This window comes from Pseudomonas sp. MF7453, from assembly GCF_016405455.1.
GTDB classification, from domain to species: domain Bacteria; phylum Pseudomonadota; class Gammaproteobacteria; order Pseudomonadales; family Pseudomonadaceae; genus Aquipseudomonas; species Aquipseudomonas paralactis.
The window spans coordinates 1-26,285 of the sequence record NZ_JAEKCN010000018.1 but is presented as its reverse complement, the minus strand read 5'-3'; the positions used below and the strand labels follow the sequence as shown (position 1 = coordinate 26,285).

Sequence of the window (26,285 nt, the reverse complement as noted above, 5' to 3'; positions counted from 1 at the left end):
ACCGGCGGTCAGTATCTTGCGATTCCGACCACCTGGACGTTGAAAGTACTTACCAGCTGGCTTTAACCAGACCTGGTACGTCACCACGCATTGCCGCTTCACGCAGTTTGTTACGGCCAAGGCCGAACTTGCGGTAAACGCCGTGTGGACGACCGGTCAGGCGGCAGCGGTTACGCATGCGCGAAGCGCTTGCGTCACGTGGCTGCTTCTGCAGAGCAACTGTAGCTTCCCAACGCGCTTCTGGACTTGCGTTCAGATCAACGATGATTGCTTTCAGTGCTGCACGCTTCTTGGCGTACTTGGCAACCGTGAGCTGACGCTTCAGCTCGCGGTTTTTCATGCTCATCTTGGCCATGGTCCTACTCCAATCAGTTGCGGAACGGGAATTTGAACGCACGCAGCAGAGCGCGGCCTTCATCATCGTTCTTGGCAGTGGTGGTCAGGGTGATGTCCAGACCGCGGAGAGCATCGATCTTGTCGTAGTCGATTTCCGGGAAGATGATCTGCTCTTTAACGCCCATGCTGTAGTTACCACGACCATCGAAGGACTTGGCATTCAGGCCGCGGAAGTCGCGGACCCGAGGCAGGGAGATCGACAGCAGACGATCCAGGAATTCGTACATACGCTCACGGCGCAGAGTCACTTTGACGCCGATCGGCCAACCTTCACGGACTTTAAAGCCAGCGATGGATTTCCGAGCGTAAGTCACAACGACTTTTTGACCGGTGATCTTTTCCAGGTCGGCAACAGCGTGCTCGATGACTTTTTTGTCGCCGATCGCTTCGCCCAGACCCATGTTCAGGGTGATTTTGGTGACGCGCGGAACTTCCATCACGTTCCCGAGCTTAAGTTCTTCCTTAAGCTTAGGGGCGATTTCCTTCCGGTAAATCTCTTGTAGTCGTGCCATGGTCTAATCTACCTAGCAGTGTTCAAGCATCAACCGCTTTTTGGGTCGACTTGAAGACACGAATTTTCTTACCGTCTTCTACTTTGAAACCAACGCGGTCAGCCTTGTTGGTTTCGCCGTTGAAGATGGCGACGTTAGAAGCATCCAGCGGAGCCTCTTTCTCGACGATACCGCCCTGCACGCCCGACATCGGGTTAGGCTTGGTATGACGCTTGACCAGGTTCAGACCACCGATAACCAGACGGTTATTAGCGAGAACCTTAAGCACCTTACCGCGCTTACCTTTGTCTTTGCCGGCGATCACGATGATCTCGTCGTCACGACGAATCTTTTGCATGTCGGATCTCCTTACAGCACTTCTGGGGCGAGCGAGACGATCTTCATGAACTTCTCAGTACGAAGTTCACGGGTCACTGGCCCAAAGATACGGGTGCCGATCGGCTCTTGCTTGTTGTTCAGAAGAACAGCAGCGTTGCCATCAAAGCGGATAATGGAGCCATCAGCACGACGTACGCCGTGACGAGTGCGGACTACAACAGCAGTCATCACTTGGCCTTTTTTCACTTTACCGCGAGGAATTGCTTCCTTCACGGTAACTTTGATGATGTCACCGATACCAGCGTAACGACGATGGGAGCCACCCAGCACCTTGATGCACATAACACGGCGAGCGCCGCTGTTATCGGCCACATCGAGCATGGATTGAGTCTGAATCATATAATTTCTCCGACCCCTAGTCCTTAGACTTCCACAGCGCGTTCGAGAACATCAACCAGTGCCCAAGACTTGGTCTTGGCCATCGGACGAGTTTCACGAATAGTGACTTTGTCGCCGATGTGGCACTGATTGGTTTCGTCGTGCGCGTGCAGCTTAGTCGAACGCTTAACATATTTACCGTAGATCGGGTGCTTAACGCGACGCTCGATCAAAACGGTGATGGTTTTGTCCATCTTGTCGCTGACAACACGGCCAGTCAGCGTACGGACAGTCTTTTCGGCTTCAGCCATGATCACTTACCTGCCTGCTGGTTGAGCACAGTCTTCACGCGAGCGATGTCACGCTTAACTTGCGAGAGCAGATGAGACTGCCCCAACTGGCCAGTTGCTTTCTGCATACGCAGATTGAACTGGTCGCGCAGCAGGCCGAGCAGTTGCTCGTTCAGCTGCTGTGCGGATTTTTCACGAAGTTCATTCGCTTTCATCACATCACCGTCCGTTTAACAAAGGAGGTGGCGAGCGGCAGCTTTGCAGCAGCCAGGGCGAAAGCCTCACGCGCCAGCTCTTCAGAAACACCCTCGATTTCATACAGGACTTTGCCTGGCTGAATCTGGGCTACCCAGTATTCCACGTTACCCTTACCTTTACCCATCCGAACCTCGAGAGGTTTTTTGGAGATCGGCTTGTCCGGGAATACACGGATCCAGATCTTGCCGCCACGTTTTACGTGACGGGTCAGAGCACGACGCGCTGACTCGATCTGACGAGCGGTGAGACGACCACGAGCTACAGACTTCAGCGCGAACTCGCCGAAGCTGACTTTGCTACCGCGCTGAGCCAGACCACGGTTGTGGCCTGTCATCTGCTTGCGGAACTTCGTACGCTTAGGTTGCAACATTTGGCGTACCCCTTACTTAGCAGCTTTTTTACGAGGCGCTGGTGCTTGTGGTTTCAGTTCTTCTTGGCGACCACCAATTACTTCGCCTTTGAAGATCCAAACCTTTACACCGATCACACCGTAAGTGGTGTGAGCTTCGTAGTTGGCATAGTCGATGTCGGCACGCAGGGTGTGCAGTGGCACACGACCTTCGCGATACCATTCAGTACGTGCGATTTCAGCACCGCCGAGACGACCGCTCACTTGGATTTTGATGCCTTTGGCACCAATGCGCATGGCGTTCTGTACGGCGCGCTTCATAGCGCGACGGAACATTACGCGACGCTCCAGCTGCTGAGCTACGCTCTGCGCAACCAGCATACCGTCGAGCTCCGGCTTGCGGATCTCTTCGATATTGATGTGCACAGGCACACCCATTTGCTTGGTCAGGTCCTGACGCAGTTTCTCAACATCTTCACCTTTCTTCCCGATAACGATACCTGGACGAGCGGTGTGGATGGTGATACGTGCAGTTTGGGCCGGACGATGGATATCGATACGGCTTACGGACGCGCTTTTTAGTTTGTCTTGGAGATACTCACGCACCTTCAGATCAGCGAACAAATAGTCCGCATAAGTCCGACCGTCTGCGTACCAGACGGAGGTGTGCTCCTTGACGATTCCCAGGCGAATGCCAATGGGATGTACTTTCTGACCCATCTCTTCGACTCCGTTACTTGTCAGCAACCTTGACAGTGATATGGCAAGACCGCTTGACGATGCGATCAGCACGGCCTTTGGCACGCGGCATGATGCGCTTCAGCGAACGCCCTTCGTTGACGAAAACGGTGCTGACCTTCAGGTCATCAACGTCTGCGCCTTCGTTATGCTCGGCGTTGGCTACGGCCGACTCCAGCACTTTCTTCATGATCTCGGCGGCTTTCTTACTGCTGAAAGCCAACAGGTTGAGCGCTTCGCCCACCTTCTTCCCGCGGATCTGGTCGGCGACCAAGCGGGCTTTCTGGGCGGAGATTCGAGCGCCCGACAACTTAGCGGCTACTTCCATTTCCTAACCCCTTAACGCTTGGCTTTCTTGTCTGCCACGTGCCCACGATAAGTGCGGGTACCGGCGAACTCGCCCAGTTTGTGGCCGACCATGTCTTCGTTAACGAGAACTGGGACGTGTTGACGACCGTTGTGTACTGCGATGGTCAGACCGACCATTTGTGGCAGGATCATCGAACGACGCGACCAGGTTTTAACTGGTTTGCGATCGTTCTTTTCCGCCGCCACTTCGATCTTCTTCAGTAGGTGAAGATCAATAAAAGGACCTTTTTTCAGAGAACGTGGCACTGTCGTATCCCTCTATTTACTTGCGACGACGGACGATCATTTTGTCGGTACGCTTATTACCACGAGTCTTCGCGCCCTTAGTCGGGAAGCCCCATGGCGATACCGGATGACGACCACCAGAGGTACGACCTTCACCACCACCGTGTGGGTGGTCAACCGGGTTCATGGCAACACCACGAACGGTTGGGCGAACGCCACGCCAGCGTTTGGCACCAGCTTTACCCAACGAACGCAGGCTGTGCTCGGAGTTCGAGACTTCGCCCAGGGTCGCACGGCATTCAGCCAGTACTTTACGCATCTCACCAGAACGCAGACGCAGGGTCACGTAGACACCTTCACGAGCGATCAGCTGAGCCGAAGCACCAGCGGAACGAGCGATTTGCGCGCCTTTACCTGGCTTCAATTCGATGCCGTGTACGGTGCTACCAACTGGAATGTTACGCAGTTGCAGAGCATTGCCCGGCTTGATCGGTGCCAAAGCACCTGCGATCAGCTGGTCGCCAGCACTTACGCCTTTAGGGGCGATGATGTAGCGACGCTCGCCATCTGCGTACAGCAGCAGAGCGATGTGAGCAGTACGGTTTGGATCGTATTCAATACGCTCGACAGTGGCAGCGATGCCATCTTTGTCGTTGCGACGGAAATCGACCAGACGATAATGCTGCTTATGGCCACCACCGATGTGACGAGTGGTAATGCGACCATTGTTGTTACGACCACCAGACTTCGATTTTTTCTCGAGCAGCGGTGCGTGAGGAGCGCCTTTATGCAGCTCCTGGTTGACCACCTTGACCACAAAACGGCGGCCAGGGGAAGTCGGTTTGCATTTAACGATTGCCATGATGCACCCCTTCCTTACTCAGCACTGCTGCTGAAATCGAGATCTTGGCCTGGCTGAAGGGAGATAACTGCCTTCTTCCAGTCATTACGCTTGCCCAGACCGCGAGCAGTGCGCTTGCTCTTACCCAGAACATTCAGGGTAGTAACACGCTCTACTTTCACGCTGAACAGGCTTTCGACGGCCTTCTTGATTTCCAGCTTGGTTGCGTCAGTTGCAACCTTGAAAACGAACTGGCCTTTCTTGTCAGCCAGAACCGTAGCCTTTTCGGAAACGTGCGGGCCAAGCAGAACTTTAAATACGCGTTCCTGGTTCATCCCAGCAGCTCCTCGAATTTCTTCACGGCCGACACGGTGATCAACACCTTGTCGTATGCGATCAGACTAACTGGATCGGAACCTTGCACGTCACGGACATCAACGTGTGGCAGGTTGCGAGCAGCCAGGTACAGGTTCTGATCAACAGCTTCAGACACGATCAAAACATCGGTCAGGCTCATGTTGTTCAGTTTGCCCAGCAGATCTTTGGTTTTTGGACTTTCAACAGCGAAGTCCTGAACCACGACCAGACGATCAGTACGCACGAGTTCAGCAAGGATGGAGCGCAGAGCTGCGCGGTACATCTTCTTGTTGAGCTTCTGAGAGTGATCCTGTGGACGAGCTGCGAAAGTGGTACCGCCGCCACGCCAGATTGGGCTACGGATAGTACCGGCACGAGCACGGCCAGTGCCTTTCTGACGCCAAGGGCGCTTACCGCCACCACGTACGTCGGAACGGGTCTTTTGCTGCTTGCTACCTTGACGGCCGCCGGCCATGTAGGCCACGACTGCTTGGTGAACGAGCGTCTCGTTGAATTCGCCGCCAAATGTCAGTTCGGAAACTTCGATCGCTTGAGCGTCATTTACATTTAATTGCATGTCAGCTTCCCCTTAACCGCGAGCCTTGGCCGCTGGACGTACAACCAGGTTGCCGCCAGTAGCGCCAGGAACAGCACCCTTGACCAACAACAGATTGCGTTCAGCGTCGACGCGCACTACTTCGAGGGACTGCACGGTCACGCGCTCAGCGCCCATATGACCGGACATTTTTTTGCCCTTGAATACACGACCAGGAGTCTGGCACTGGCCAATAGAGCCCGGGACGCGGTGGGAAACGGAGTTACCGTGAGTGTTGTCTTGACCACGGAAATTCCAACGCTTGATCGTACCCTGGAAGCCTTTACCCTTGGACTGACCGGTTACATCAACCAGTTGACCAGCGGCGAAGATTTCAGCGTTGATCAGATCGCCAGCCTGGTAGTCGCCGTCTTCAAGACGGAACTCCATAACAGTACGACCAGCTGCAACGTTTGCTTTAGCGAAGTGACCTGCTTGAGCAGCAGTCACGCGCGAAGCACGACGCTCGCCGACAGTGACTTGCACTGCACGATAGCCATCGGTTTCTTCAGTTTTGAACTGGGTGACGCGATTCGGTTCGATCTCAATGACCGTGACCGGAATGGAGACACCTTCTTCGGTGAAAATACGGGTCATACCGCATTTACGACCGACTACACCAATAGTCATGTTGTAAACCTCATGAGTGTACGGGGCTTTCACCCGCTATGGCCGCCCATTTCAGAGCGTTACACGACTAAGACCCAAGTCTTAGCCGAGGCTGATCTGTACTTCCACACCGGCCGCCAGATCGAGCTTCATAAGTGCATCAACGGTTTTATCCGTTGGCTGGACGATGTCCAGTACGCGCTTATGAGTACGGATCTCGTACTGGTCACGCGCGTCTTTGTTGACGTGCGGGGAGACCAGAACGGTGAACCGCTCTTTACGGGTAGGCAGTGGAATTGGACCACGCACTTGAGCACCAGTACGTTTCGCGGTTTCCACGATTTCCTGGGTGGATTGGTCGATCAGGCGATGGTCAAAAGCCTTCAACCTGATACGGATTTGCTGATTTTGCATTGGATTTCAGACTCCGGCTGCTATTCCCACCGGGCGCAATACGCCCGTTAAAAGGAGGCGCAATTCTATAGACGCCCTAGATAGGTGTCAACCCAATAAAAAAGGCCCCCGCTAAGCGGGGGCCTTCTCAAAACATCAAAGCTCACTCGAAAGAGAGATTACTCGATGATTTTAGCTACAACGCCAGCACCAACGGTACGGCCGCCTTCACGGATTGCGAAGCGCAGACCGTCTTCCATTGCGATGGTTTTGATCAGGGTAACAGTCATTTGAATGTTGTCACCTGGCATTACCATTTCAACGCCTTCTGGCAATTCGCAGTTACCGGTCACGTCAGTAGTACGGAAGTAGAACTGTGGACGGTAGCCCTTGAAGAACGGAGTATGACGGCCGCCTTCTTCTTTGCTCAGAACGTAAACTTCTGCGGTGAACTTGGTGTGCGGCTTGACCGAACCTGGCTTAACCAGAACCTGGCCACGCTCAACGTCGTCACGCTTGGTACCACGCAGCAGAACGCCGCAGTTCTCGCCAGCACGACCTTCGTCGAGCAGTTTGCGGAACATTTCAACACCGGTGCAGGTGGTGACAGTAGTGTCACGCAGACCAACGATTTCCAGTGGATCCTGAACGCGAACGATACCGCGCTCGATACGACCAGTCACAACAGTACCGCGACCAGAGATCGAGAATACGTCTTCGATTGGCATCAGGAACGGCTTGTCGGTCAGACGAACTGGTTCTGGGATGTAGCTGTCCAGAGTTTCAACCAGTTTACGAACGGCAGTGGTGCCCATTTCGTTTTCGTCATTGCCTTCCAGAGCCATACGAGCAGAACCGATGATGATCGGAGTGTCGTCACCTGGGAAGTCGTAAGTGCTCAGCAGATCGCGCACTTCCATCTCAACCAGTTCCAGCAGCTCAGCGTCGTCTACCAGGTCAGCCTTGTTCAGGAAAACCACGATGTACGGAACGCCAACCTGGCGGGACAGCAGGATGTGCTCACGGGTTTGTGGCATCGGACCATCAGCGGCCGAGCAAACCAGGATCGCGCCGTCCATCTGGGCAGCACCAGTGATCATGTTCTTCACATAGTCAGCGTGACCTGGGCAGTCAACGTGAGCGTAGTGACGAATAGTCGAGTTGTACTCAACGTGCGCGGTGTTGATGGTGATACCACGAGCTTTTTCTTCTGGTGCGCTGTCGATCTTGTCGAAGTCAACACGAGCCGAACCGAAAACTTCGGAGCAGACGCGAGTCAGAGCAGCGGTCAGAGTGGTTTTACCGTGGTCAACGTGGCCGATGGTGCCAACGTTTACGTGCGGTAGGGAACGATCAAATTTTTCTTTAGCCACGACAATTAACTCCTTGCCTAAAGGACTGAATCAGCCTTGTTTTTTGGATACAGTTTCAGCGATGTGCGCCGGAGCTGTGTTGTATTTTTTGAATTCCATAGAGTAGCTTGCGCGACCCTGGGACATGGAGCGAACGTCGGTCGCATAACCGAACATCTCACCCAACGGAACCTCGGCGCGAATCACTTTGCCGGAAACCGTGTCTTCCATACCCAAGATCATGCCGCGACGACGGTTAAGGTCGCCCATGACATCACCCATATAGTCTTCAGGTGTAACAACTTCTACCGCCATGATTGGCTCAAGCAACTCACCACCGCCCTTCTGGGCCAGTTGCTTGGTTGCCATGGAAGCAGCCACCTTAAACGCCATCTCGTTGGAGTCGACGTCGTGGTAAGAACCGTCAAAAACGGTTGCTTTCAGGCCGATCAGCGGATAGCCGGCAACAACACCGTTCTTCATCTGCTCTTCGATACCCTTCTGGATAGCAGGGATGTATTCCTTAGGAACAACACCACCTACTACTTCGTTCACGAATTGCAGACCTTCCTGACCTTCGTCAGCAGGAGCAAAACGGATCCAGCAGTGACCGAACTGACCACGACCGCCGGATTGACGAACGAACTTGCCTTCGATTTCGCAGTTCTTCGTGATGCGCTCACGATAGGAAACCTGAGGCTTACCGATGTTGGCTTCGACGTTGAACTCACGGCGCATCCGGTCAACCAGGATGTCCAGGTGCAGCTCGCCCATGCCAGAGATGATCGTTTGACCAGTCTCTTCATCAGTTTTGACGCGGAAAGATGGATCTTCCTGAGCAAGCTTGCCCAGAGCGATACCCATTTTTTCCTGGTCATCCTTGGTTTTAGGCTCTACGGCAACCGAGATAACCGGCTCCGGGAAGTCCATGCGAACCAGGATGATTGGCTTGGCAGCGTCGCACAAAGTTTCACCAGTGGTGACGTCCTTCATGCCGATCAGGGCCGCGATGTCACCAGCGCGTACTTCCTTGATCTCTTCACGGGCGTTTGCGTGCATTTGCACCATACGACCCACGCGCTCTTTCTTGCCTTTAACCGAGTTGATCACGCCGTCGCCGGAGGCCAACACGCCCGAGTAAACGCGGACGAAGGTCAAAGTACCCACGAATGGGTCGGTAGCGATCTTGAACGCCAGAGCCGAGAACGGCTCGTTGTCGTCAGCATGACGCTCCATCTCTTCTTCCTCGTTATCAGGGTTGGAACCCTTGATAGCAGGAATGTCGGTTGGAGCAGGCAGGTAGTCGATAACGGCGTCGAGAACCAGGGGAACACCCTTGTTCTTGAACGAGGAACCGCAAACAGCCAAGACGATCTCACCAGCGATAGTACGCTGACGCAGAGCGGCCTTGATTTCCACGTTGGTGAGTTCTTCACCTTCGAGGTATTTGTTCATCAGCTCTTCGCTGGCTTCGGCTGCAGCCTCAACCATGTTGTTGCGCCACTCGTCAGCCAGCTCCTGAAGCTCTTCAGGGATAGGCTTGCGAACAGGAACCATACCTTTGTCGGAATCATTCCAGTAAACAGCTTCCATGTTGATCAGATCGATCTGACCCTGGAAATTGTCTTCGGAACCGATAGCCAACTGGATAGGCACCGGAGTGTGACCCAGACGCTGCTTGATCTGACCGATCACGCGCAGGAAGTTGGCACCAGCACGGTCCATCTTGTTTACATAAACAAGACGTGGAACGCCGTACTTGTTGGCTTGACGCCATACGGTTTCCGACTGAGGCTCAACACCCGAGGTGCCGCAGAACACAACGACAGCGCCGTCGAGTACGCGCAGGGAACGCTCAACTTCAATGGTGAAGTCTACGTGGCCCGGGGTATCGATTACGTTGAAGCGATGCTCGTCTTTGTACTGCTTCTCGGAACCTTTCCAGAAGGCGGTAATAGCAGCAGAAGTAATGGTAATACCACGCTCCTGCTCCTGAACCATCCAGTCTGTGGTCGCGGCGCCGTCATGCACCTCGCCCATTTTGTGACTTTTGCCGGTGTAAAACAGTACGCGCTCGGTGGTGGTGGTTTTACCAGCATCCACGTGAGCGACGATACCGATGTTACGGTAGCGGCTAATCGGAGTAGTACGAGCCATAAAGCCCTCGCAAAATTAGTGAAGCTAAAATTAGAAGCGGTAGTGCGAGAAAGCTTTGTTGGCTTCAGCCATACGGTGCACGTCTTCACGCTTCTTAACAGCAGCACCTTTACCTTCAGCAGCGTCCAACAGTTCGCCGGCCAAACGCAGAGCCATAGACTTCTCGCCGCGCTTACGGGCGAAGTCTACCAACCAGCGCATTGCCAGAGCGTTACGACGGGACGGGCGAACTTCAACCGGAACCTGGTAAGTAGCACCGCCTACACGGCGCGACTTCACTTCGACCAGCGGAGCGATGGCGTCGAGAGCTTTCTCGAAGATTTCCAGGGGGTCGCTGTTCTTGCGTTCTTTAACCTTTTCCAGCGCGCCATAAACGATACGCTCGGCAACGGCTTTCTTGCCGCTTTCCATCACGTGGTTCATGAACTTGGCCAGAATTTGGCTTCCGTATTTTGGATCGTCAAGCACTTCGCGCTTGGCTGCTACGCGTCTTCTTGGCATGGATAAGCCCTCAAACGGTCTTCAGGTTCGCTCGGAATCGGTGCCCTTTCGGGACGCCTCCGACCTTACTCTTATCGACTCAGAAAATAAGATGATTCAGGTTTACAAAAAGCCTACTACTTAGGCTTCTTGGTACCGTACTTCGAACGACCCTGGTTACGACCTTTAACGCCGGAAGTATCCAAGGAGCCACGTACGGTGTGATAACGAACGCCTGGCAAGTCTTTTACACGACCGCCACGGATCAGTACCACGCTGTGCTCTTGCAGGTTGTGGCCTTCACCGCCGATGTACGAGGAAACCTCGAAACCGTTGGTCAGACGCACACGGCATACTTTACGCAGTGCCGAGTTAGGTTTTTTCGGCGTGGTGGTATACACACGGGTGCATACGCCACGACGTTGCGGGCAGTTCTGCAGCGCAGGTACGTCGGATTTCTCGACGATACGCTTACGCGGCTGACGTACCAGCTGGTTGATAGTTGCCATCTACTAGCTCCACTGTTGTCTTGCGACGCTATTGTCTTGCAAGAAAAGCAAAATGGCAGGAACGAATTCCCGCCAAATTTAGGGGTACAAGAGTCTAAAGAGGATCTTGTCCCCAGTCAAGGCAAGGCCCCGACCTCCCCTCGCGTCGAAGCGGGGCAAAAATGCCTCGATCCGACGAACGGGAGTGTCAGGGCCCAGACTCATCTATCGCAGAACTCAGTTACCGCTTGAGTTCAGCGCTTCGGTCAGTGCAGCTTCCACTTCACTGGCGCTTACGCGCAGCGGCTTGTCAGCATCACGGCGACGCTTACGCTCGCTGTGATAAGCCAAACCGGTACCCGCCGGGATCAGACGACCCACGACTACGTTTTCTTTCAGGCCGCGCAGGTAATCGCGCTTGCCGGTTACCGCTGCTTCGGTCAGCACGCGAGTGGTCTCCTGGAAGGAGGCCGCCGAGATGAACGACTCAGTGGACAACGACGCCTTGGTGATACCGAGCAACACGCGAGTGAACTTGGAGACAAATTTCTCTTCGTTCGCCAGGCGCTCGTTTTCTACCAGTACGTGAGTCAGTTCCATCTGGTCGCCCTTGATGAAACTGGAATCGCCGGATTCAGCGATTTCAACTTTACGCAGCATCTGACGCAGGATGGTCTCGATGTGCTTGTCGTTGATCTTCACGCCCTGCAGACGGTAAACGTCCTGGATCTCGTTAACGATGTACTTGGCCAGCGCACTCACACCCAGCAGACGCAGGATGTCGTGTGGATCGCTCGGGCCGTCGGAGATAACTTCGCCGCGGTTTACCTGTTCGCCTTCGAACACGTTCAGGTGACGCCACTTCGGAATCAGCTCTTCATACGGATCGCTACCGTCGTTCGGGGTAATGACCAGACGGCGCTTGCCCTTGGTCTCTTTACCGAACGCGATGGTGCCGCTGACTTCAGCCAGAATCGACGCTTCTTTCGGACGACGAGCTTCGAACAAGTCGGCAACACGCGGCAGACCACCGGTGATGTCACGGGTCTTCGAAGTTTCTTGCGGGATACGCGCGATAACATCACCGATCGCGATCTTCGCACCATCCGCTACACCGACCAGGGCGTTGGCTGGCAGGAAGTACTGAGCGATTACGTCAGTGCCTGGCAGCAACAGGTCCTTGCCGTTGTCGTCGACCATCTTCACGGCAGGACGGATGTCTTTGCCGGCAGCTGGACGATCTTTGGCGTCGAGTACTTCAATGTTGGTCATACCGGTCAATTCGTCAGTCTGACGCTTGATCGTGATGCCTTCTTCCATGCCCACGTAGGTCACGGTACCTTTCATTTCGGTAACAATTGGGTGAGTGTGCGGATCCCACTTGGCCACGATTGCGCCAGCGTCGACCTTGTCACCTTCTTTAACCGAAATCACAGCACCGTACGGCAGCTTGTAACGCTCGCGCTCACGACCGTAGTCATCAGCGATTGCCAGCTCACCGGAACGGGACACAGCAACCAGGTGGCCATCCACTCGCTCAACGTGCTTGAGGTTATGCAGACGGACGGTACCGCCATTCTTAACCTGAACACTGTCGGCTGCGGAGGTCCGGCTTGCCGCACCACCGATGTGGAACGTACGCATGGTCAGCTGGGTACCCGGCTCACCGATGGACTGGGCAGCGATAACGCCGACCGCTTCACCGATGTTCACCTGGTGACCACGAGCCAAGTCACGGCCGTAGCACTTGGCGCAGATGCCGTAGCGGGTTTCGCAGCTGATCGGCGAGCGAACGATCACTTCGTCGATGCTGTTGAGTTCGATGAACTCGACCCACTTCTCATCCACCAGGGTACCGGCAGGAACGATAACTTCCTCGGTACCTGGCTTGAATACGTCACGGGCAATAACACGACCCAATACGCGCTCACCCAGCGGCTCTACAACGTCACCGCCTTCAATGTGCGGAGTCATCAGCAGGCCGTGCTCGGTGCCGCAATCGATCTCGGTTACAACCAGATCTTGTGCAACGTCTACCAGACGACGAGTCAGGTAACCGGAGTTAGCGGTTTTCAACGCGGTATCCGCAAGACCCTTACGAGCACCGTGAGTAGAGATGAAGTACTGAAGTACGCTCAAACCTTCACGGAAGTTCGCAGTGATCGGCGTTTCGATGATGGAACCATCCGGCTTGGCCATCAGGCCACGCATACCGGCGAGCTGACGGATCTGCGCAGCAGAACCCCGTGCGCCCGAGTCGGCCATCATGTACATCGAGTTGAAGGACTCCTGGTCAACTTCGTCGCCGTGACGGTCGATGACTTTCTCTTTCGAGAGGTTGGCCATCATCGCCTTGGAAACTTCGTCGTTCGCCTTGGACCAAAGGTCGATCACCTTGTTGTACTTCTCGCCCTGAGTTACCAGGCCGGAGGCGTACTGGCTCTCGATCTCTTTCACTTCGTCAGTAGCAGCACTGATGATGCGAGCTTTTTCATCCGGGATAACGAAGTCGTTAACGCCGATGGAGACGCCGGAGATAGTCGAGTAAGCGAAACCTGTGTACATCAACTGGTCAGCGAAGATAACGGTCTCTTTCAAACCAACCACGCGGTAGCACTGGTTGATCAGCTTGGAGATCGCCTTTTTCTTCATCGGCAGGTTGACGACGTCGTACGACAGACCTTTTGGCACAACCTGGTACAACAGCGCACGGCCGACAGTGGTGTCGACGATACGGGTGTTGCTCACGCTGCCGCCGTCACGGTCGTTGACGGTTTCGTTGATCCGCACTTTGACCTTGGCGTGCAGTGCGGCTTCGCCGGCACGGAACACACGGTCAACTTCTTGCAGGTCAGCGAACACACGACCTTCGCCTTTGGCGTTGATCGCTTCACGAGTCATGTAGTACAGACCCAATACAACGTCCTGCGACGGAACGATGATTGGCTCACCGTTGGCTGGCGACAGAATGTTGTTGGTCGACATCATCAACGCACGCGCTTCCAACTGGGCTTCCAGTGTCAGCGGTACGTGCACGGCCATTTGGTCGCCGTCGAAGTCGGCGTTGTACGCGGCACAGACCAGAGGATGCAGCTGGATAGCCTTACCTTCGATCAGTACTGGTTCAAACGCCTGGATACCCAGACGGTGAAGGGTCGGTGCACGGTTGAGGAGAACCGGGTGTTCGCGAATCACTTCGGCGAGAACGTCCCAAACTTCGGGCAGTTCGCGCTCGACCATTTTCTTGGCTGCTTTGATGGTGGTCGCCAGACCACGCATTTCCAGCTTGCCGAAGATGAATGGCTTGAACAGCTCAAGTGCCATCTTCTTGGGCAGACCGCACTGGTGCAGACGCAGGGTCGGGCCTACGGTAATTACCGAACGACCGGAGTAGTCAACACGCTTACCGAGCAAGTTCTGACGGAAACGACCTTGCTTACCCTTGATCATGTCAGCCAGGGATTTCAGAGGGCGCTTGTTGGAACCGGTGATAGCGCGACCACGACGACCGTTGTCGAGCAAGGCATCCACAGCTTCCTGCAACATACGCTTTTCGTTGCGCACGATGATGTCCGGAGCGGACAGATCAAGCAGGCGCTTCAAGCGGTTGTTACGGTTGATCACGCGGCGGTACAGGTCGTTGAGGTCGGACGTCGCGAAACGACCACCGTCCAACGGCACCAGCGGACGCAGGTCTGGCGGCAGAACCGGCAGAACGGTCAGCACCATCCACTCTGGCAAGTTGCCGGAACCCTGGAAGGCTTCCATCAACTTCAGACGCTTGGACAGTTTCTTGATCTTGGTTTCGGAGTTGGTTTGCGGAATTTCTTCGCGCAGACGACCAATCTCGTGTTCCAGGTCGATAGCGTGCAGCAGCTCGCGGACAGCTTCGGCACCCATGCGGGCATCGAAATCGTCACCGAACTCTTCCAGCGCTTCGAAGTACTGCTCGTCGTTCAGCAGCTGACCCTTTTCAAGGGTGGTCATGCCTGGATCGATAACGACATAGCTCTCGAAGTAGAGAACACGTTCGATATCACGCAGGGTCATGTCCATCAGCAAGCCGATACGGGACGGCAGCGATTTCAGGAACCAGATGTGGGCAACCGGCGAAGCCAGTTCGATGTGCGCCATGCGCTCACGACGAACCTTGGCCAGCGCAACTTCAACGCCGCACTTCTCGCAGATCACACCACGGTGCTTCAAGCGCTTGTACTTACCGCACAGGCACTCGTAATCCTTTACCGGGCCAAAGATCTTGGCGCAGAACAGGCCGTCACGCTCAGGTTTGAACGTACGGTAGTTGATGGTTTCCGGCTTTTTAACTTCACCGAACGACCACGAACGGATCATCTCAGGCGATGCCAATCCAATACGGATGGCGTCGAACTCTTCGACTTGACCCTGGTTTTTCAGCAAATTCAGTAGGTCTTTCAAGGCCTTTCCTCCTGGCGGAGCAGAGAGCGGGCCAAACGGCCACGCTCTCGATTCGCGTCACGTGTTATTCGGTTTCCAGATCGATATCGATGCCGAGGGAACGAATTTCTTTGATCAACACGTTGAAGGACTCGGGCATGCCCGGCTCCATACGGTGATCGCCGTCCACGATGTTTTTGTACATCTTGGTACGACCGTTCACATCGTCCGACTTCACTGTGAGCATTTCTTGCAGAGTGTATGCAGCACCGTATGCTTCCAGTGCCCAGACCTCCATCTCCCCGAAACGCTGACCACCGAACTGAGCCTTACCACCCAGCGGCTGCTGGGTAACCAGGCTGTACGAACCGGTAGAACGAGCGTGCATCTTGTCGTCTACCAAGTGGTTCAGCTTCAGCATGTACATGTAGCCAACAGTAACCGGGCGCTCAAACTTGTTGCCGGTACGGCCGTCGAACAGCTGCATCTGGCCGCTTTCCGGCAGGTCTGCCAGTTTCAGCATGGCCTTGATTTCGCTTTCCTTGGCACCGTCGAACACCGGGGTAGCCATTGGAACGCCGCCGCGCAGGTTCTTCGCCAGATCCAGGATTTCCTGGTCGGAGAAGGTGTCCAGCTCTTCGTTGCGACCGCCGATCTCGTTGTAGATCTCGTGCAGGAACTTGCGCAGGTCTGCGACCTTGCGCTGCTCTTCGATCATACGGTTGATCTTCTCGCCCAGACCTTTGGCCGCGAGGCCCAGGTGGGTTTCAAGGATCTGACCAACGTTCATACGCGAAGGTACGCCCAACGGGTTGAGGACGACGTCGACCGGGGTGCCATTGGCATCGTGCGGCATGTCTTCAACCGGCATGATCACGGAGACCACACCCTTGTTACCGTGACGACCGGCCATCTTGTCGCCCGGCTGGATGCGGCGACGGATTGCCAGGTAAACCTTGACGATTTTCAGCACGCCTGGAGCCAGGTCATCGCCCTGCTGCAGTTTGCGCTTCTTGTCTTCGAACTTGTCGTCCAGCAGACGGCGGCGATCAACGATATAGGCCTGGGCCTTCTCAAGCTGCTCGTTCAGAGCGTCTTCAGCCATGCGCAGTTTGAACCACTGGCCGTGCTCAAGACCGTCGAGAATTTCGTCGGTGATGTCCTGACCTTTCTTCAGACCTGCGCCGCCTTCAGCCTTGTGGCCTACCAGAGCGGAACGCAGACGTTCGAAGGTCGCGCCTTCAACGATACGGAACTCTTCGTTCAGGTCCTTGCGGATCTCGTCGAGCTGGGTCTTCTCGATGGACAGTGCACGAGCATCACGCTCAACGCCGTCACGGGTGAAGACCTGTACGTCGATGACAGTACCCTTGGTACCGGTAGGTACACGCAGGGAAGTGTCTTTAACGTCGCTGGCTTTTTCACCGAAGATGGCACGCAGCAGCTTCTCTTCCGGCGTCAGTTGGGTCTCGCCTTTCGGAGTGACCTTACCGACCAGGATGTCGCCAGCGCCAACTTCAGCACCTACGTAAACGATACCGGCTTCGTCCAGCTTGTTCAGTGCAGCTTCACCCACGTTCGGGATGTCTGCAGTGATTTCCTCTGGCCCAAGCTTGGTATCACGTGCCACACAGGTCAGTTCCTGGATGTGGATCGTGGTGAAGCGGTCTTCTTGAACCACACGCTCGGAGAGGCAGATGGAGTCTTCGAAGTTGAAGCCGTTCCATGCCATGAACGCGATGCGCATGTTCTGACCCAGAGCCAGCTCACCCATGTCGGTGGACGGGCCGTCGGCCATGATGTCGCTACGCTGAACGCGATCACCCTTGCTCACCAGCGGACGCTGGTTGATGCAGGTGTTCTGGTTCGAGCGGGTGTATTTGGTCAGGTTGTAGATGTCGACACCGGCTTCGCCAGTTTCTACTTCGTCATCGGCAACACGAACCACGATACGGCTGGCATCAACGGAGTCGATCACGCCGCCACGACGAGCCACGACGCAAACGCCGGAGTCACGGGCTACGTTGCGCTCCATGCCGGTACCTACCAGCGGCTTGTCAGCACGCAGGGTCGGTACAGCTTGACGCTGCATGTTGGAACCCATCAACGCACGGTTGGCGTCATCGTGTTCCAGGAACGGGATCAGCGACGCTGCAACCGACACTACCTGCTTCGGAGAAACGTCCATCAAGGTGACGTCTTCCGGCGCCTTGACGGTGAACTCGTTCAAGTGACGAACAGCTACCAGCTCGTCGATCAGGACTTTCTTGTCGTTCATCGTGGCCGAAGCCTGAGCGATCACGTGATCAGCTTCTTCGATGGCGGACAGGAACACGATCTCGTCGGTGACCAGAGCGTCTTTCACCACACGGTACGGGCTTTCGAGGAAGCCGTACTGGTTGGTGCGCGCATAAGCGGCCAGGGAGTTGATCAGACCGATGTTCGGACCTTCCGGCGTTTCGATCGGGCAAACACGACCGTAGTGCGTCGGGTGTACGTCACGAACTTCAAAGCCTGCACGCTCACGGGTCAGACCGCCCGGGCCCAGTGCAGAAACACGGCGCTTGTGGGTGATCTCGGAGAGCGGGTTGTTCTGGTCCATGAACTGCGAAAGCTGGCTGGAACCGAAGAACTCTTTCACCGCCGCAGCCACTGGCTTGGCGTTGATCAGGTCTTGCGGCATCAGGCCTTCGCTTTCAGCCATCGACAAACGTTCTTTGACCGCACGCTCAACACGCACCAGGCCAACACGGAACTGGTTCTCGGCCATTTCGCCTACGCAGCGAACACGACGGTTACCCAAGTGGTCGATGTCATCGACGATGCCTTTGCCGTTACGGATGTCGACCAGGGTCTTCAGTACCGCAACGATGTCTTCCTTGCACAGCACGCCCGAACCTTCGATCTCGGTACGACCGATACGACGGTTGAACTTCATCCGGCCGACCGCAGACAGGTCATAGCGCTCAGGGCTGAAGAACAGGTTGTTGAACAGGGTTTCGGCAGCGTCTTTGGTTGGTGGCTCACCAGGACGCATCATGCGATAGATCTCGACCAGCGCTTCCAATTGGTTGCTGGTGGAGTCGATCTTCAGTGTGTCGGAGATGAACGGACCGCAGTCGATATCGTTGGTGTACAGGGTCTCGATGCGAACAACCTGGGCCTTGGCGATTTTGGCCAGGATCTCGGTGTTCAGCTCGGTGTTGCACTCAGCCAGGATTTCGCCTGTAGCCGGGTGAACGATGACCTTGGCGGTAGTGCGACCCAGAACGTAGTCCAGAGGCACTTCCAGCTCTTTGATACCGGCTTTTTCGATCTGGTTGATGTGGCGCGCAGTGATACGACGGCCAGCCTCAACGATGACCTTGCCTTTTTCATCCTGGATGTCCAGTACGGCAATTTCACCACGCAGACGCGAAGCGATCAGTTCCAGCTTGAGGGTTTCATCCTTCAGGCTGAATACGTTGGTGGTATAGAAAGCGTCCAGCACTTGCTCAGTGGTATAGCCGAGCGCGCGCAGCAGTACCGAGGCCGGCAGCTTGCGACGACGGTCGATACGCACGAACACGCAGTCTTTCGGGTCGAACTCAAAGTCCAACCACGAACCGCGGTACGGAATGATCCGCGCGGAGTACAGGAGTTTGCCGGAGCTGTGCGTCTTGCCGCGGTCGTGGTCGAAGAACACGCCCGGGGAACGGTGCAGCTGGGAAACGATTACACGCTCGGTACCGTTGATAACGAAGGTACCGTTCTCAGTCATCAATGGGATTTCGCCCATGTAGACTTCTTGCTCTTTGATGTCCTTGATCGCTTTGTTCGACGATTCTTTGTCGAAAATGATCAGACGGACTTTTACCCGCAAAGGTACGGCGTACGTAACGCCACGCAACACGCATTCTTTGACATCAAATGCCGGTTCGCCCAGGCGATAACCGACGTACTCCAGCGCAGCATTGCCGGAGTAGCTGATGATCGGGAAAACGGATTTGAAGGCCGCATGCAGGCCCACGTCGCGGAACTGATCTTTGGTCGCTCCCGCCTGCAAGAATTCACGATACGAATCCAGCTGGATAGCCAGAAGGTACGGGACATCCATGACGTCCGGCAACTTGCTAAAGTCCTTGCGGATACGTTTTTTCTCAGTATATGAGTAAGCCATCAGCGTTCCCCAGCTTGGTCACCTGCTTGTTTGGCCCCTCCGACGGGAGCAGCCAGAAAATCTTGCAAACCCCATGGTTTGCACCACCGCTTCGGGTGGCTACAGCGCGTTAATGGCGGCGACCGAGTCGACAGCCAAGAACGGAAAAAGGCCGGTGGCAAGAGCCACCAGCCATCAGCCTTCAGCTTAACGCTTGGGCTGGAGACGCAAGGTCGATGCTTACTTCAGCTCGACTTTAGCGCCTGCTTCTTCCAGAGTAGCTTTGGCTTTGTCAGCTGCGTCTTTGGCAACAGCTTCCAGAACCATGGCAGGAGCGCCGTCAACTACAGCCTTGGCTTCTTTCAGGCCCAGACCGGTCAGTTCACGTACTGCCTTGATCACGTTTACTTTCTTCTCGCCAGCTTCGGTCAGCATGACGTTGAATTCGGTTTGCTCTTCAACAACGGCAGCAGCAGCAGCTGGGCCAGCGGAAGCAGCGGCAGCGGAAACGCCGAATTTTTCTTCGAAAGCTTTGATCAGCTCAACAACCTGCAGAACCGACATTTCAGCTACGGCGTTGAGGATATCGTCTTGGGAGATAGACATTGCTGTATTTCCTGAATTGGGGGACGGCCTACGCGGCCATCGAAATAAACAAAAATACGCGAGAGAATTTGCTCAGCCTTAGGCTGCGGCAGCTTCTTTTTGCTCGCGAACTGCAGCCAGAGTACGAGCCAGCTTGCTGGTAGCGCCTTGAATCACGCTCATCAGCTGCGAAATGGCTTCGTCGCGGGTCGGCAGTGTTGCCAGTACGTCGATTTGGTTAGCTGCGAGGAACTTGCCCTCGAACGCAGCTGCCTTGATCTCGAACTTATCCTGACTCTTGGCGAACTCTTTGAACAAACGGGCAGCAGCGCCCGGATGATCCTTGGAGAATGCGATCAGAGTCGGGCCAGTGAACACGTCGTTGAGAACACTGTATTCAGTGTCAGCAACGGCGCGCTTGAGCAGGGTGTTACGTACAACACGTACGTATACGCCAGCTTCACGAGCCTCTTTACGGAGTCCGGTCATAGCGCCTACTGTCACACCACGGGCATCAGCCACGACAGCGGACAGAGCAGCTTTGGCAGCCTCGTTGACTTCAGCGACGATGGCCTTCTTGTCTTCGAGATTAATTGCCACGGGTTTAACTCCTGCTTGTTACCGTTTCATCTGGCCGAGGCCGGATGTCGTTTTGGTGTCTGATTCGGTAAGGAACCGGGAGCACCATCTGCGTAGGCTTGTTGGTTTAAGACTTGCGTCGCCTACGGTCTTGGATAGCCCCCGCCAGGCAGGGACCCCAATCTTTCAACTGGCGCAATCGCTTGCGCCAACTTGTGTCTTATACGTCCAGCGAGCCTTGGTCGATGACCAGACCTGGGCCCATAGTGGTGCTCAGGGTAACGCGCTTGACGTAGATACCTTTCGAGGAAGCTGGCTTGATACGCTTCAAATCAGCGATCAGAGCTTCAACGTTTTCCTTCAGCTTGACGGCGTCGAAGCCGACTTTGCCAACGGAGGTGTGAATGATGCCGTTTTTGTCGGTGCGATAACGAACCTGACCAGCCTTTGCGTTTTTAACCGCGGTAGCTACGTCTGGCGTTACGGTGCCGACTTTAGGGTTAGGCATCAGGCCGCGTGGACCCAGGATCTGACCCAACTGACCTACAACGCGCATTGCATCCGGGGAAGCAATAACGACGTCATAGTTCAGGTCGCCGCCTTTCATTTCGGCAGCCAGGTCATCCATACCAACGCGATCAGCGCCGGCAGCCAGAGCAGCTTCAGCTGCCGGGCCTTGGGTGAAGACAGCAACACGTACAGTCTTGCCAGTACCGTGTGGCAGCACAGTAGCGCTACGAACGACCTGGTCGGATTTACGTGGGTCAACACCCAGGTTCACAGCAACGTCAACAGACTCGCTGAACTTGACAGTCGACAGCTCGGTCAGCAGGGCAGCAGCGTCTACGAAGTTGTAAGACTTGCCTGCTTCAATTTTGCCGGCGATAGCCTTTTGGCGCTTGGTCAGCTTAGCCATTACACACCCTCCACGTTAAGGCCCATGCTACGAGCAGAACCGGCGATGGTACGCACGGCTGCATCCATATCAGCTGCAGTCAGATCCGCGTTTTTGGTTTTCGCGATTTCTTCCAGCTGAGCACGAGTTACGGTGCCAACCTTAACGGTGTTCGGACGAGCGGAACCGCTAGTCAGACCAGCAGCTTTCTTCAACAAAACCGAAGCCGGGGTCGACTTGGTTTCGAAAGTGAAGCTACGGTCGCTGTATACAGTGATGATCACTGGAGTCGGCAGACCTGGCTCAAGACCCTGAGTACGGGCGTTGAAGGCCTTGCAGAATTCCATGATATTCACGCCGTGCTGACCCAGAGCTGGACCGACGGGTGGGCTAGGGTTGGCCTGAGCGGCCTTCACTTGCAGCTTGATGTAAGCGGTAATCTTCTTGGCCATGAGGCACTCCAATTACGGGTTCAAACGCCTAAAAAGGCTCCCCGGTTACTTGCGCGTTTATCCCAGTGACGACAAAACCCCACAGCCTAAGGCTGTGGGGTTGGGATGCTTTTTCAGCTAGACCTTCTCGACCTGGCTGAACTCCAACTCTACCGGAGTAGAGCGACCGAAAATGAGCACTGCCACTTGGATCCGGCTCTTTTCGTAGTTAACTTCTTCGACGGTGCCATTGAAATCAGCGAAAGGACCATCGGTAACACGAACAACCTCACCCGGCTCGAACAACGTCTTCGGCTTGGGCTTGTCACTACCGTCAGCAACACGACGCAGAATTGCTTCCGCCTCTTTGTCAGTGATCGGAGCAGGCTTATCAGCGGTACCGCCAATGAAACCCATGACACGAGGAGTGTCCTTGACCAAGTGCCAAGTACCTTCATTCATGTCCATCTGTACCAGCACGTAGCCAGGGAAGAACTTACGCTCACTCTTGCGCTTCTGGCCATTCCGCATTTCAACCACTTCTTCAGTGGGAACCAGAATTTCGCCGAAGCCATCTTCCATGCCTGCCAGCTTTACGCGCTCCAGCAAAGAGCGCATAACATGCTTCTCGTAACCCGAGTAAGCATGCACAACGTACCAACGCTTAGCCACGGGACACCCTTAGCCAACAATCAAGGAAACAAGCCAGCCGAGCAGGGAATCGAGCCCCCACAACAGCAACGCCATAACCAGAACAACAGCCACGACAATCAATGTGGTCTGCGTGGTTTCTTGGCGAGTCGGCCAAACGACTTTACGAATTTCGGTGCGAGCTTCCTTTACCAGGACCGCGAAAGACTTGCCTTTAGCTGTCTGCAGGCCTACAAAGGCAGCTACAGCAGCAAGGGCCAGCAATGCGAGAACACGGTACAGGATCGGCGAAGCAGAATAGTACTGATTGCCAACAACGCCTACGACCACCAAGGCGACTACAGCGAGCCACTTGACCAGATCGAAACGAGAGCTTTGAGCTTCAGCCTTAGGAGTCATCTATGAAGATCCTGTGAAAAGAAAGCCAGACACACCACGTGAATCTGGCAGGTCAGGAGGGAATCGAACCCCCAACCTACGGTTTTGGAGACCGTCGCTCTGCCAATTGAGCTACTGACCTAAAACAAATCAGGCCGACCATTATGCAGGCCTGAAAAAGACTTTACAACAACCAACCCCAACAGACTTGAAATCACCTGACAATCACAGCCAGACACAACACGATACAAGCCGAGGCAGCTGTTAAAACAAAGGCAGATATTTTCATATCTGCCTTGTTATATGGAGCTCTTGAGCGGATTTGAACCGCTGACCTCACCCTTACCAAGGGTGTGCTCTACCAACTGAGCTACAAGAGCAAAACACCTCGCACAACCTGCAAACTTGGAGCGGGTAGCGGGAATCGAACCCGCATCATCAGCTTGGAAGGCTGAGGTTCTACCACTAAACTATACCCGCGGAGCTTGCAGCTCACGCTAAAAATGGTGGAGGGGGAAGGATTCGAACCTTCGAAGTCGTAGACGTCAGATTTACAGTCTGATCCCTTTGGCCGCTCGGGAACCCCTCCTAAGCGAGCCGGCATTCTACATCACGCCGGCCTTCTGTCAAGCATTTTCTCATTAAAAATATGAGGTTAGCTGCGTTGACCTTCGTTTCGCACTGAAGTCTTTAAAGCTCTTCACTGCGAAGCGGGCGCCATTCTATGCAAACTATTCGAGAGTTGCAATGCCTTCGCACAGCATTATTTTATGTTTTAACTCATTGAATTCATTAGCAAGGCTTTCGAACGGCAGATCATCAGCCAAGCGCCGACTCTCAGGCGCTACACGCAACCAGTAACCCGAGGCCTCAGGCGCGCTCAACAATTGAAGCTTTACCCTTATATCCAGGCTCATCAGCCGCTGCTCGACAGTGAGCGCCTGGTGACGATCGGAGAAGCCGCCAATGTACAGACAGGTGCTTTGTGCTTCAGCTCCCCTTGCTCGATCACGCCGGGTCACAGTGTCTGCAGACTCACTCAGGAGCCGAATATCTTGCTGCGTCCCACGATAAAGACTCAATGGCGTAACGTCCTTGGCACGCAACGGAGCCTCTTGCTGATGCCAGACGTAGTAGAAAGCATTGAGGACAAGTAAAAGCAAAAACAGCCAGCGCATAATCACCTCAGGACAAAGGACACGCCATTGCCAAACCAACAAACACAAGGTCCGGGATCAAACGAGCCTGAGGCGCAGCATCCCTGACCAGGTCGGCATCCCCACCCGTCAAGAAGACAGTGAATTCTTCACCCCAATAGCCTCGCGCCAATTCAAGCTGGGTCAACACGAACCCTCTCAACATAAGCGTACAACCACGTTCGACAGCCTCTACGGTCGTCCGCCCAGGAGAGAGACGCTCCAGGGCTCTCTCAGCCGCTGCGTCGTCATAACGTATCTTGCGCGTATGGGTTCGCAACTGGTTGCGCATAAGCGGCAAGCCAGGGCAAATAAACCCACCCAAGTGCTGACCATCAACATCGATAAAGTCTGCGGTCGCCGCTGTACCGAAATCGAGCACTACGCACGCGCCGGACGCCAACTTGTATGCACCCAGCATGGCCAACCAACGATCAAGCCCAAGCCGCTCAAACTCTTCGTAGCCATTGCGCACCCCCGCCATTTCCCTCGCAGAACCCGCACAAGATACGGTAACGCCAAAGGCCTCCACCAATGCCGCTACTAGCTTATCGGTCTCCTCAAGCGCTCGAACACTCACTAACCGACAACGCGTGAGCAGAAGACCAGGAAGCGCTATTAGACTTTCAATCAAAGCGTCATCCGAGCCCACCACGCCTTCTGCGCTAATACGTGCATTACTCGCCTCAAGCACACGCCACTTGATGAAGCTGTTTCCACAGTCGAGCTCAAGAATCATCACGCAACCTCAGGCTTAACTCACCGCCGCTGTATATTTTCTCGATGCCGTCGACATCCAAACGCAACGCACCCTGATGATCCACACCCAACACCACCCCATCAATCTGGGTGACACCCGCAACGAGTGACACAGGCTTGCCCTGCCACAAGTGATGCTGCTCCCACTCATCTTGCAGCCCGGCAAAACCCTCAGCCTTGTGTCGGTCCAGATAGCTTTGCAATTGCCCCCCCAGACGCGCCACCAGCTGGTTGCGATCAATAGCAGAACCAGTCTCGAGCTGCATCGAAGTCCACTGCTGATCCACATCATCGGCTTTCTGCATATTCACATTGATGCCTATCCCCAGGACAACGTGACAGATATCTGCAGGATCTCCCACCAGCTCAAGCAAAATGCCAGAAATTTTCTTGCGGCCGACCAAGACGTCGTTCGGCCATTTCAAAGCCGCACCCTGTACACCGGACTCACGCAACGCCTGCATAACTGCCAAGCCAACTACGAGACTCAACCCCTCCAACTGTCGCAGACCACCTTCAATGCGCAGTACGAGGCTGTAGTAGACATTCTGCGCAAACGGACTGACCCATTTTCGACCACGTCTTCCCCTGCCAGCAGTCTGCTGCTCCGCCAGCACGACAAAGGGCGCTTCGCAGCCTGAGTCAACAAGCCGTAAAGCTTCTGCGTTAGTGGAGTCGATGGAATCGAAAATATGAACAGGCCAGGTTAAAGAGGCCGCATTCGTGGAGATTTGCTCTGAACTCAAGAAAACCAATGGCGCAGCCAATTGATACCCACGACCTCGGACCTTATGAATGGGCAACCCCAACTCTGCCTCAAGATGCTGAAGCTGCTTCCACACAGCGCTGCGACTGACGCCCAGGGCGGCGCCAAGCGCTTCTCCAGAATGGAATCGACCGTCTTTCAGTAGTTTCAACAACATCAGCATGCAAATATCGCCTCACAATGAGGCACGCATAATAGCCATGCGTAAGGTCATTGCATAGAAACGCGGGGCGTTTGCACTTGGGACATGAGCGATGGTTTTTCGACCGCCCAAAACAAAACCCCTGTTTGCGTTAGCAAACAGGGGTTTCGGAATTTAATCTTGACGATGACCTACTCTCACATGGGGAAACCCCACACTACCATCGGCGATGCATCGTTTCACT

General features: G+C 54.8%; 30 protein-coding genes and 4 tRNA genes. All 34 read right to left on the bottom strand.

Going from position 1 to position 26,285, the window contains the following annotated elements; all coding sequences use genetic code 11:
* Positions 1-49: 49 nt before the first annotated feature.
* Positions 50-355, bottom strand: a complete 306-nt coding sequence (gene rpsN, locus JFT63_RS24085) for a 30S ribosomal protein S14 (protein ID WP_003176414.1) — start codon at positions 353-355, stop codon at positions 50-52.
* Positions 356-368: 13 nt separating this feature from the next.
* Complete coding sequence (gene rplE, locus JFT63_RS24080) at positions 369-908, bottom strand: 50S ribosomal protein L5 (protein ID WP_003194642.1); 540 nt, start codon at positions 906-908, stop codon at positions 369-371.
* Positions 909-930: 22 nt separating this feature from the next.
* Positions 931-1,245, bottom strand: a complete 315-nt coding sequence (rplX, locus tag JFT63_RS24075; protein ID WP_003176416.1) for a 50S ribosomal protein L24 — start codon at positions 1,243-1,245, stop codon at positions 931-933.
* 11 nt (positions 1,246-1,256) lie between these two features.
* Positions 1,257-1,625: a 50S ribosomal protein L14 gene (rplN, locus tag JFT63_RS24070; RefSeq protein WP_002555479.1), complete on the bottom strand. Its 369-nt coding sequence runs from the start codon at positions 1,623-1,625 to the stop codon at positions 1,257-1,259.
* 23 nt (positions 1,626-1,648) lie between these two features.
* Complete coding sequence (gene rpsQ / locus JFT63_RS24065; protein ID WP_003194644.1) at positions 1,649-1,915, bottom strand: 30S ribosomal protein S17; 267 nt, start codon at positions 1,913-1,915, stop codon at positions 1,649-1,651.
* 2 nt (positions 1,916-1,917) lie between these two features.
* On the bottom strand, positions 1,918-2,109 hold the full coding sequence (rpmC, locus tag JFT63_RS24060; protein ID WP_002555481.1) for a 50S ribosomal protein L29: 192 nt from the start codon (positions 2,107-2,109) through the stop codon (positions 1,918-1,920).
* Positions 2,109-2,522, bottom strand: a complete 414-nt coding sequence (gene rplP, locus JFT63_RS24055) for a 50S ribosomal protein L16 (protein WP_003176421.1) — start codon at positions 2,520-2,522, stop codon at positions 2,109-2,111. The genes rpmC and rplP overlap by 1 nt, the downstream gene beginning before the upstream one ends.
* A gap of 12 nt (positions 2,523-2,534) precedes the next feature.
* Positions 2,535-3,221 (bottom strand): 30S ribosomal protein S3, encoded by a 687-nt coding sequence (gene rpsC / locus JFT63_RS24050; RefSeq protein ID WP_003176422.1) that lies wholly within the window; start codon positions 3,219-3,221, stop codon positions 2,535-2,537.
* A gap of 13 nt (positions 3,222-3,234) precedes the next feature.
* On the bottom strand, positions 3,235-3,567 hold the full coding sequence (rplV, locus tag JFT63_RS24045; RefSeq protein ID WP_003103908.1) for a 50S ribosomal protein L22: 333 nt from the start codon (positions 3,565-3,567) through the stop codon (positions 3,235-3,237).
* Positions 3,568-3,578: 11 nt separating this feature from the next.
* Complete coding sequence (gene rpsS / locus JFT63_RS24040) at positions 3,579-3,854, bottom strand: 30S ribosomal protein S19 (RefSeq protein ID WP_002555486.1); 276 nt, start codon at positions 3,852-3,854, stop codon at positions 3,579-3,581.
* Between the two features lie 16 nt (positions 3,855-3,870).
* Complete coding sequence (rplB, locus tag JFT63_RS24035) at positions 3,871-4,695, bottom strand: 50S ribosomal protein L2 (RefSeq protein WP_003186055.1); 825 nt, start codon at positions 4,693-4,695, stop codon at positions 3,871-3,873.
* A 14-nt stretch (positions 4,696-4,709) separates the two neighbouring features.
* On the bottom strand, positions 4,710-5,009 hold the full coding sequence (gene rplW, locus JFT63_RS24030) for a 50S ribosomal protein L23 (protein ID WP_002555488.1): 300 nt from the start codon (positions 5,007-5,009) through the stop codon (positions 4,710-4,712).
* Positions 5,006-5,608 (bottom strand): 50S ribosomal protein L4, encoded by a 603-nt coding sequence (gene rplD, locus JFT63_RS24025; protein ID WP_003176424.1) that lies wholly within the window; start codon positions 5,606-5,608, stop codon positions 5,006-5,008. The genes rplW and rplD overlap by 4 nt, the downstream gene beginning before the upstream one ends.
* Positions 5,609-5,620: 12 nt before the next feature.
* Entirely contained in the window at positions 5,621-6,256 is a 636-nt protein-coding gene (rplC, locus tag JFT63_RS24020; protein WP_003194649.1) for a 50S ribosomal protein L3, read from the bottom strand.
* 81 nt (positions 6,257-6,337) lie between these two features.
* Positions 6,338-6,649 carry a 30S ribosomal protein S10 gene (gene rpsJ / locus JFT63_RS24015; protein ID WP_003186070.1) on the bottom strand — a complete coding sequence of 104 codons (312 nt, stop codon included), beginning with the start codon at positions 6,647-6,649 and terminating at the stop codon, positions 6,338-6,340.
* Between the two features lie 158 nt (positions 6,650-6,807).
* A complete protein-coding gene (tuf, locus tag JFT63_RS24010; protein ID WP_005791980.1) occupies positions 6,808-8,001 on the bottom strand; it encodes an elongation factor Tu in 1,194 nt (397 codons plus the stop codon).
* A 30-nt stretch (positions 8,002-8,031) separates the two neighbouring features.
* The gene (fusA, locus tag JFT63_RS24005) at positions 8,032-10,137 is read right to left on the bottom strand and encodes an elongation factor G (RefSeq protein WP_003194651.1); all 2,106 of its coding nucleotides are present in this window, start codon (positions 10,135-10,137) and stop codon (positions 8,032-8,034) included.
* 30 nt (positions 10,138-10,167) lie between these two features.
* Positions 10,168-10,638: a 30S ribosomal protein S7 gene (gene rpsG, locus JFT63_RS24000; RefSeq protein ID WP_002555493.1), complete on the bottom strand. Its 471-nt coding sequence runs from the start codon at positions 10,636-10,638 to the stop codon at positions 10,168-10,170.
* A gap of 116 nt (positions 10,639-10,754) precedes the next feature.
* Entirely contained in the window at positions 10,755-11,126 is a 372-nt protein-coding gene (rpsL, locus tag JFT63_RS23995) for a 30S ribosomal protein S12 (protein ID WP_002555494.1), read from the bottom strand.
* A gap of 216 nt (positions 11,127-11,342) precedes the next feature.
* On the bottom strand, positions 11,343-15,542 hold the full coding sequence (rpoC, locus tag JFT63_RS23990; protein ID WP_005791982.1) for a DNA-directed RNA polymerase subunit beta': 4,200 nt from the start codon (positions 15,540-15,542) through the stop codon (positions 11,343-11,345).
* Between the two features lie 64 nt (positions 15,543-15,606).
* Positions 15,607-19,680, bottom strand: a complete 4,074-nt coding sequence (gene rpoB / locus JFT63_RS23985; RefSeq protein WP_019819139.1) for a DNA-directed RNA polymerase subunit beta — start codon at positions 19,678-19,680, stop codon at positions 15,607-15,609.
* Between the two features lie 219 nt (positions 19,681-19,899).
* On the bottom strand, positions 19,900-20,265 hold the full coding sequence (rplL, locus tag JFT63_RS23980; RefSeq protein WP_005791984.1) for a 50S ribosomal protein L7/L12: 366 nt from the start codon (positions 20,263-20,265) through the stop codon (positions 19,900-19,902).
* 78 nt (positions 20,266-20,343) lie between these two features.
* Positions 20,344-20,844: a 50S ribosomal protein L10 gene (gene rplJ, locus JFT63_RS23975; RefSeq protein ID WP_003232405.1), complete on the bottom strand. Its 501-nt coding sequence runs from the start codon at positions 20,842-20,844 to the stop codon at positions 20,344-20,346.
* A gap of 199 nt (positions 20,845-21,043) precedes the next feature.
* Positions 21,044-21,739: a 50S ribosomal protein L1 gene (rplA, locus tag JFT63_RS23970; protein WP_003176434.1), complete on the bottom strand. Its 696-nt coding sequence runs from the start codon at positions 21,737-21,739 to the stop codon at positions 21,044-21,046.
* The gene (gene rplK / locus JFT63_RS23965) at positions 21,739-22,170 is read right to left on the bottom strand and encodes a 50S ribosomal protein L11 (protein WP_003176435.1); all 432 of its coding nucleotides are present in this window, start codon (positions 22,168-22,170) and stop codon (positions 21,739-21,741) included. The genes rplA and rplK overlap by 1 nt, the downstream gene beginning before the upstream one ends.
* 117 nt (positions 22,171-22,287) lie before the next feature.
* Entirely contained in the window at positions 22,288-22,821 is a 534-nt protein-coding gene (gene nusG, locus JFT63_RS23960) for a transcription termination/antitermination protein NusG (RefSeq protein WP_003176436.1), read from the bottom strand.
* Positions 22,822-22,830: 9 nt separating this feature from the next.
* Positions 22,831-23,199 carry a preprotein translocase subunit SecE gene (secE, locus tag JFT63_RS23955; RefSeq protein ID WP_003194658.1) on the bottom strand — a complete coding sequence of 123 codons (369 nt, stop codon included), beginning with the start codon at positions 23,197-23,199 and terminating at the stop codon, positions 22,831-22,833.
* 45 nt (positions 23,200-23,244) lie between these two features.
* Positions 23,245-23,320 (bottom strand) — tRNA-Trp (locus tag JFT63_RS23950).
* A 162-nt stretch (positions 23,321-23,482) separates the two neighbouring features.
* Positions 23,483-23,558: transfer RNA gene (locus JFT63_RS23945), tRNA-Thr, on the bottom strand.
* A gap of 26 nt (positions 23,559-23,584) precedes the next feature.
* Positions 23,585-23,658: transfer RNA gene (locus JFT63_RS23940), tRNA-Gly, on the bottom strand.
* Positions 23,659-23,682: 24 nt separating this feature from the next.
* Positions 23,683-23,767: transfer RNA gene (locus JFT63_RS23935), tRNA-Tyr, on the bottom strand.
* A gap of 142 nt (positions 23,768-23,909) precedes the next feature.
* The gene (locus JFT63_RS23930) at positions 23,910-24,356 is read right to left on the bottom strand and encodes a hypothetical protein (protein ID WP_057704430.1); all 447 of its coding nucleotides are present in this window, start codon (positions 24,354-24,356) and stop codon (positions 23,910-23,912) included.
* Between the two features lie 7 nt (positions 24,357-24,363).
* Complete coding sequence (locus JFT63_RS23925) at positions 24,364-25,113, bottom strand: pantothenate kinase (protein WP_057704429.1); 750 nt, start codon at positions 25,111-25,113, stop codon at positions 24,364-24,366.
* Positions 25,103-26,062: a bifunctional biotin--[acetyl-CoA-carboxylase] ligase/biotin operon repressor BirA gene (gene birA, locus JFT63_RS23920; RefSeq protein ID WP_198708155.1), complete on the bottom strand. Its 960-nt coding sequence runs from the start codon at positions 26,060-26,062 to the stop codon at positions 25,103-25,105. Before birA ends, JFT63_RS23925 begins: the two co-directional genes overlap by 11 nt.
* Between the last annotated feature and the right edge of the window lie 223 nt (positions 26,063-26,285).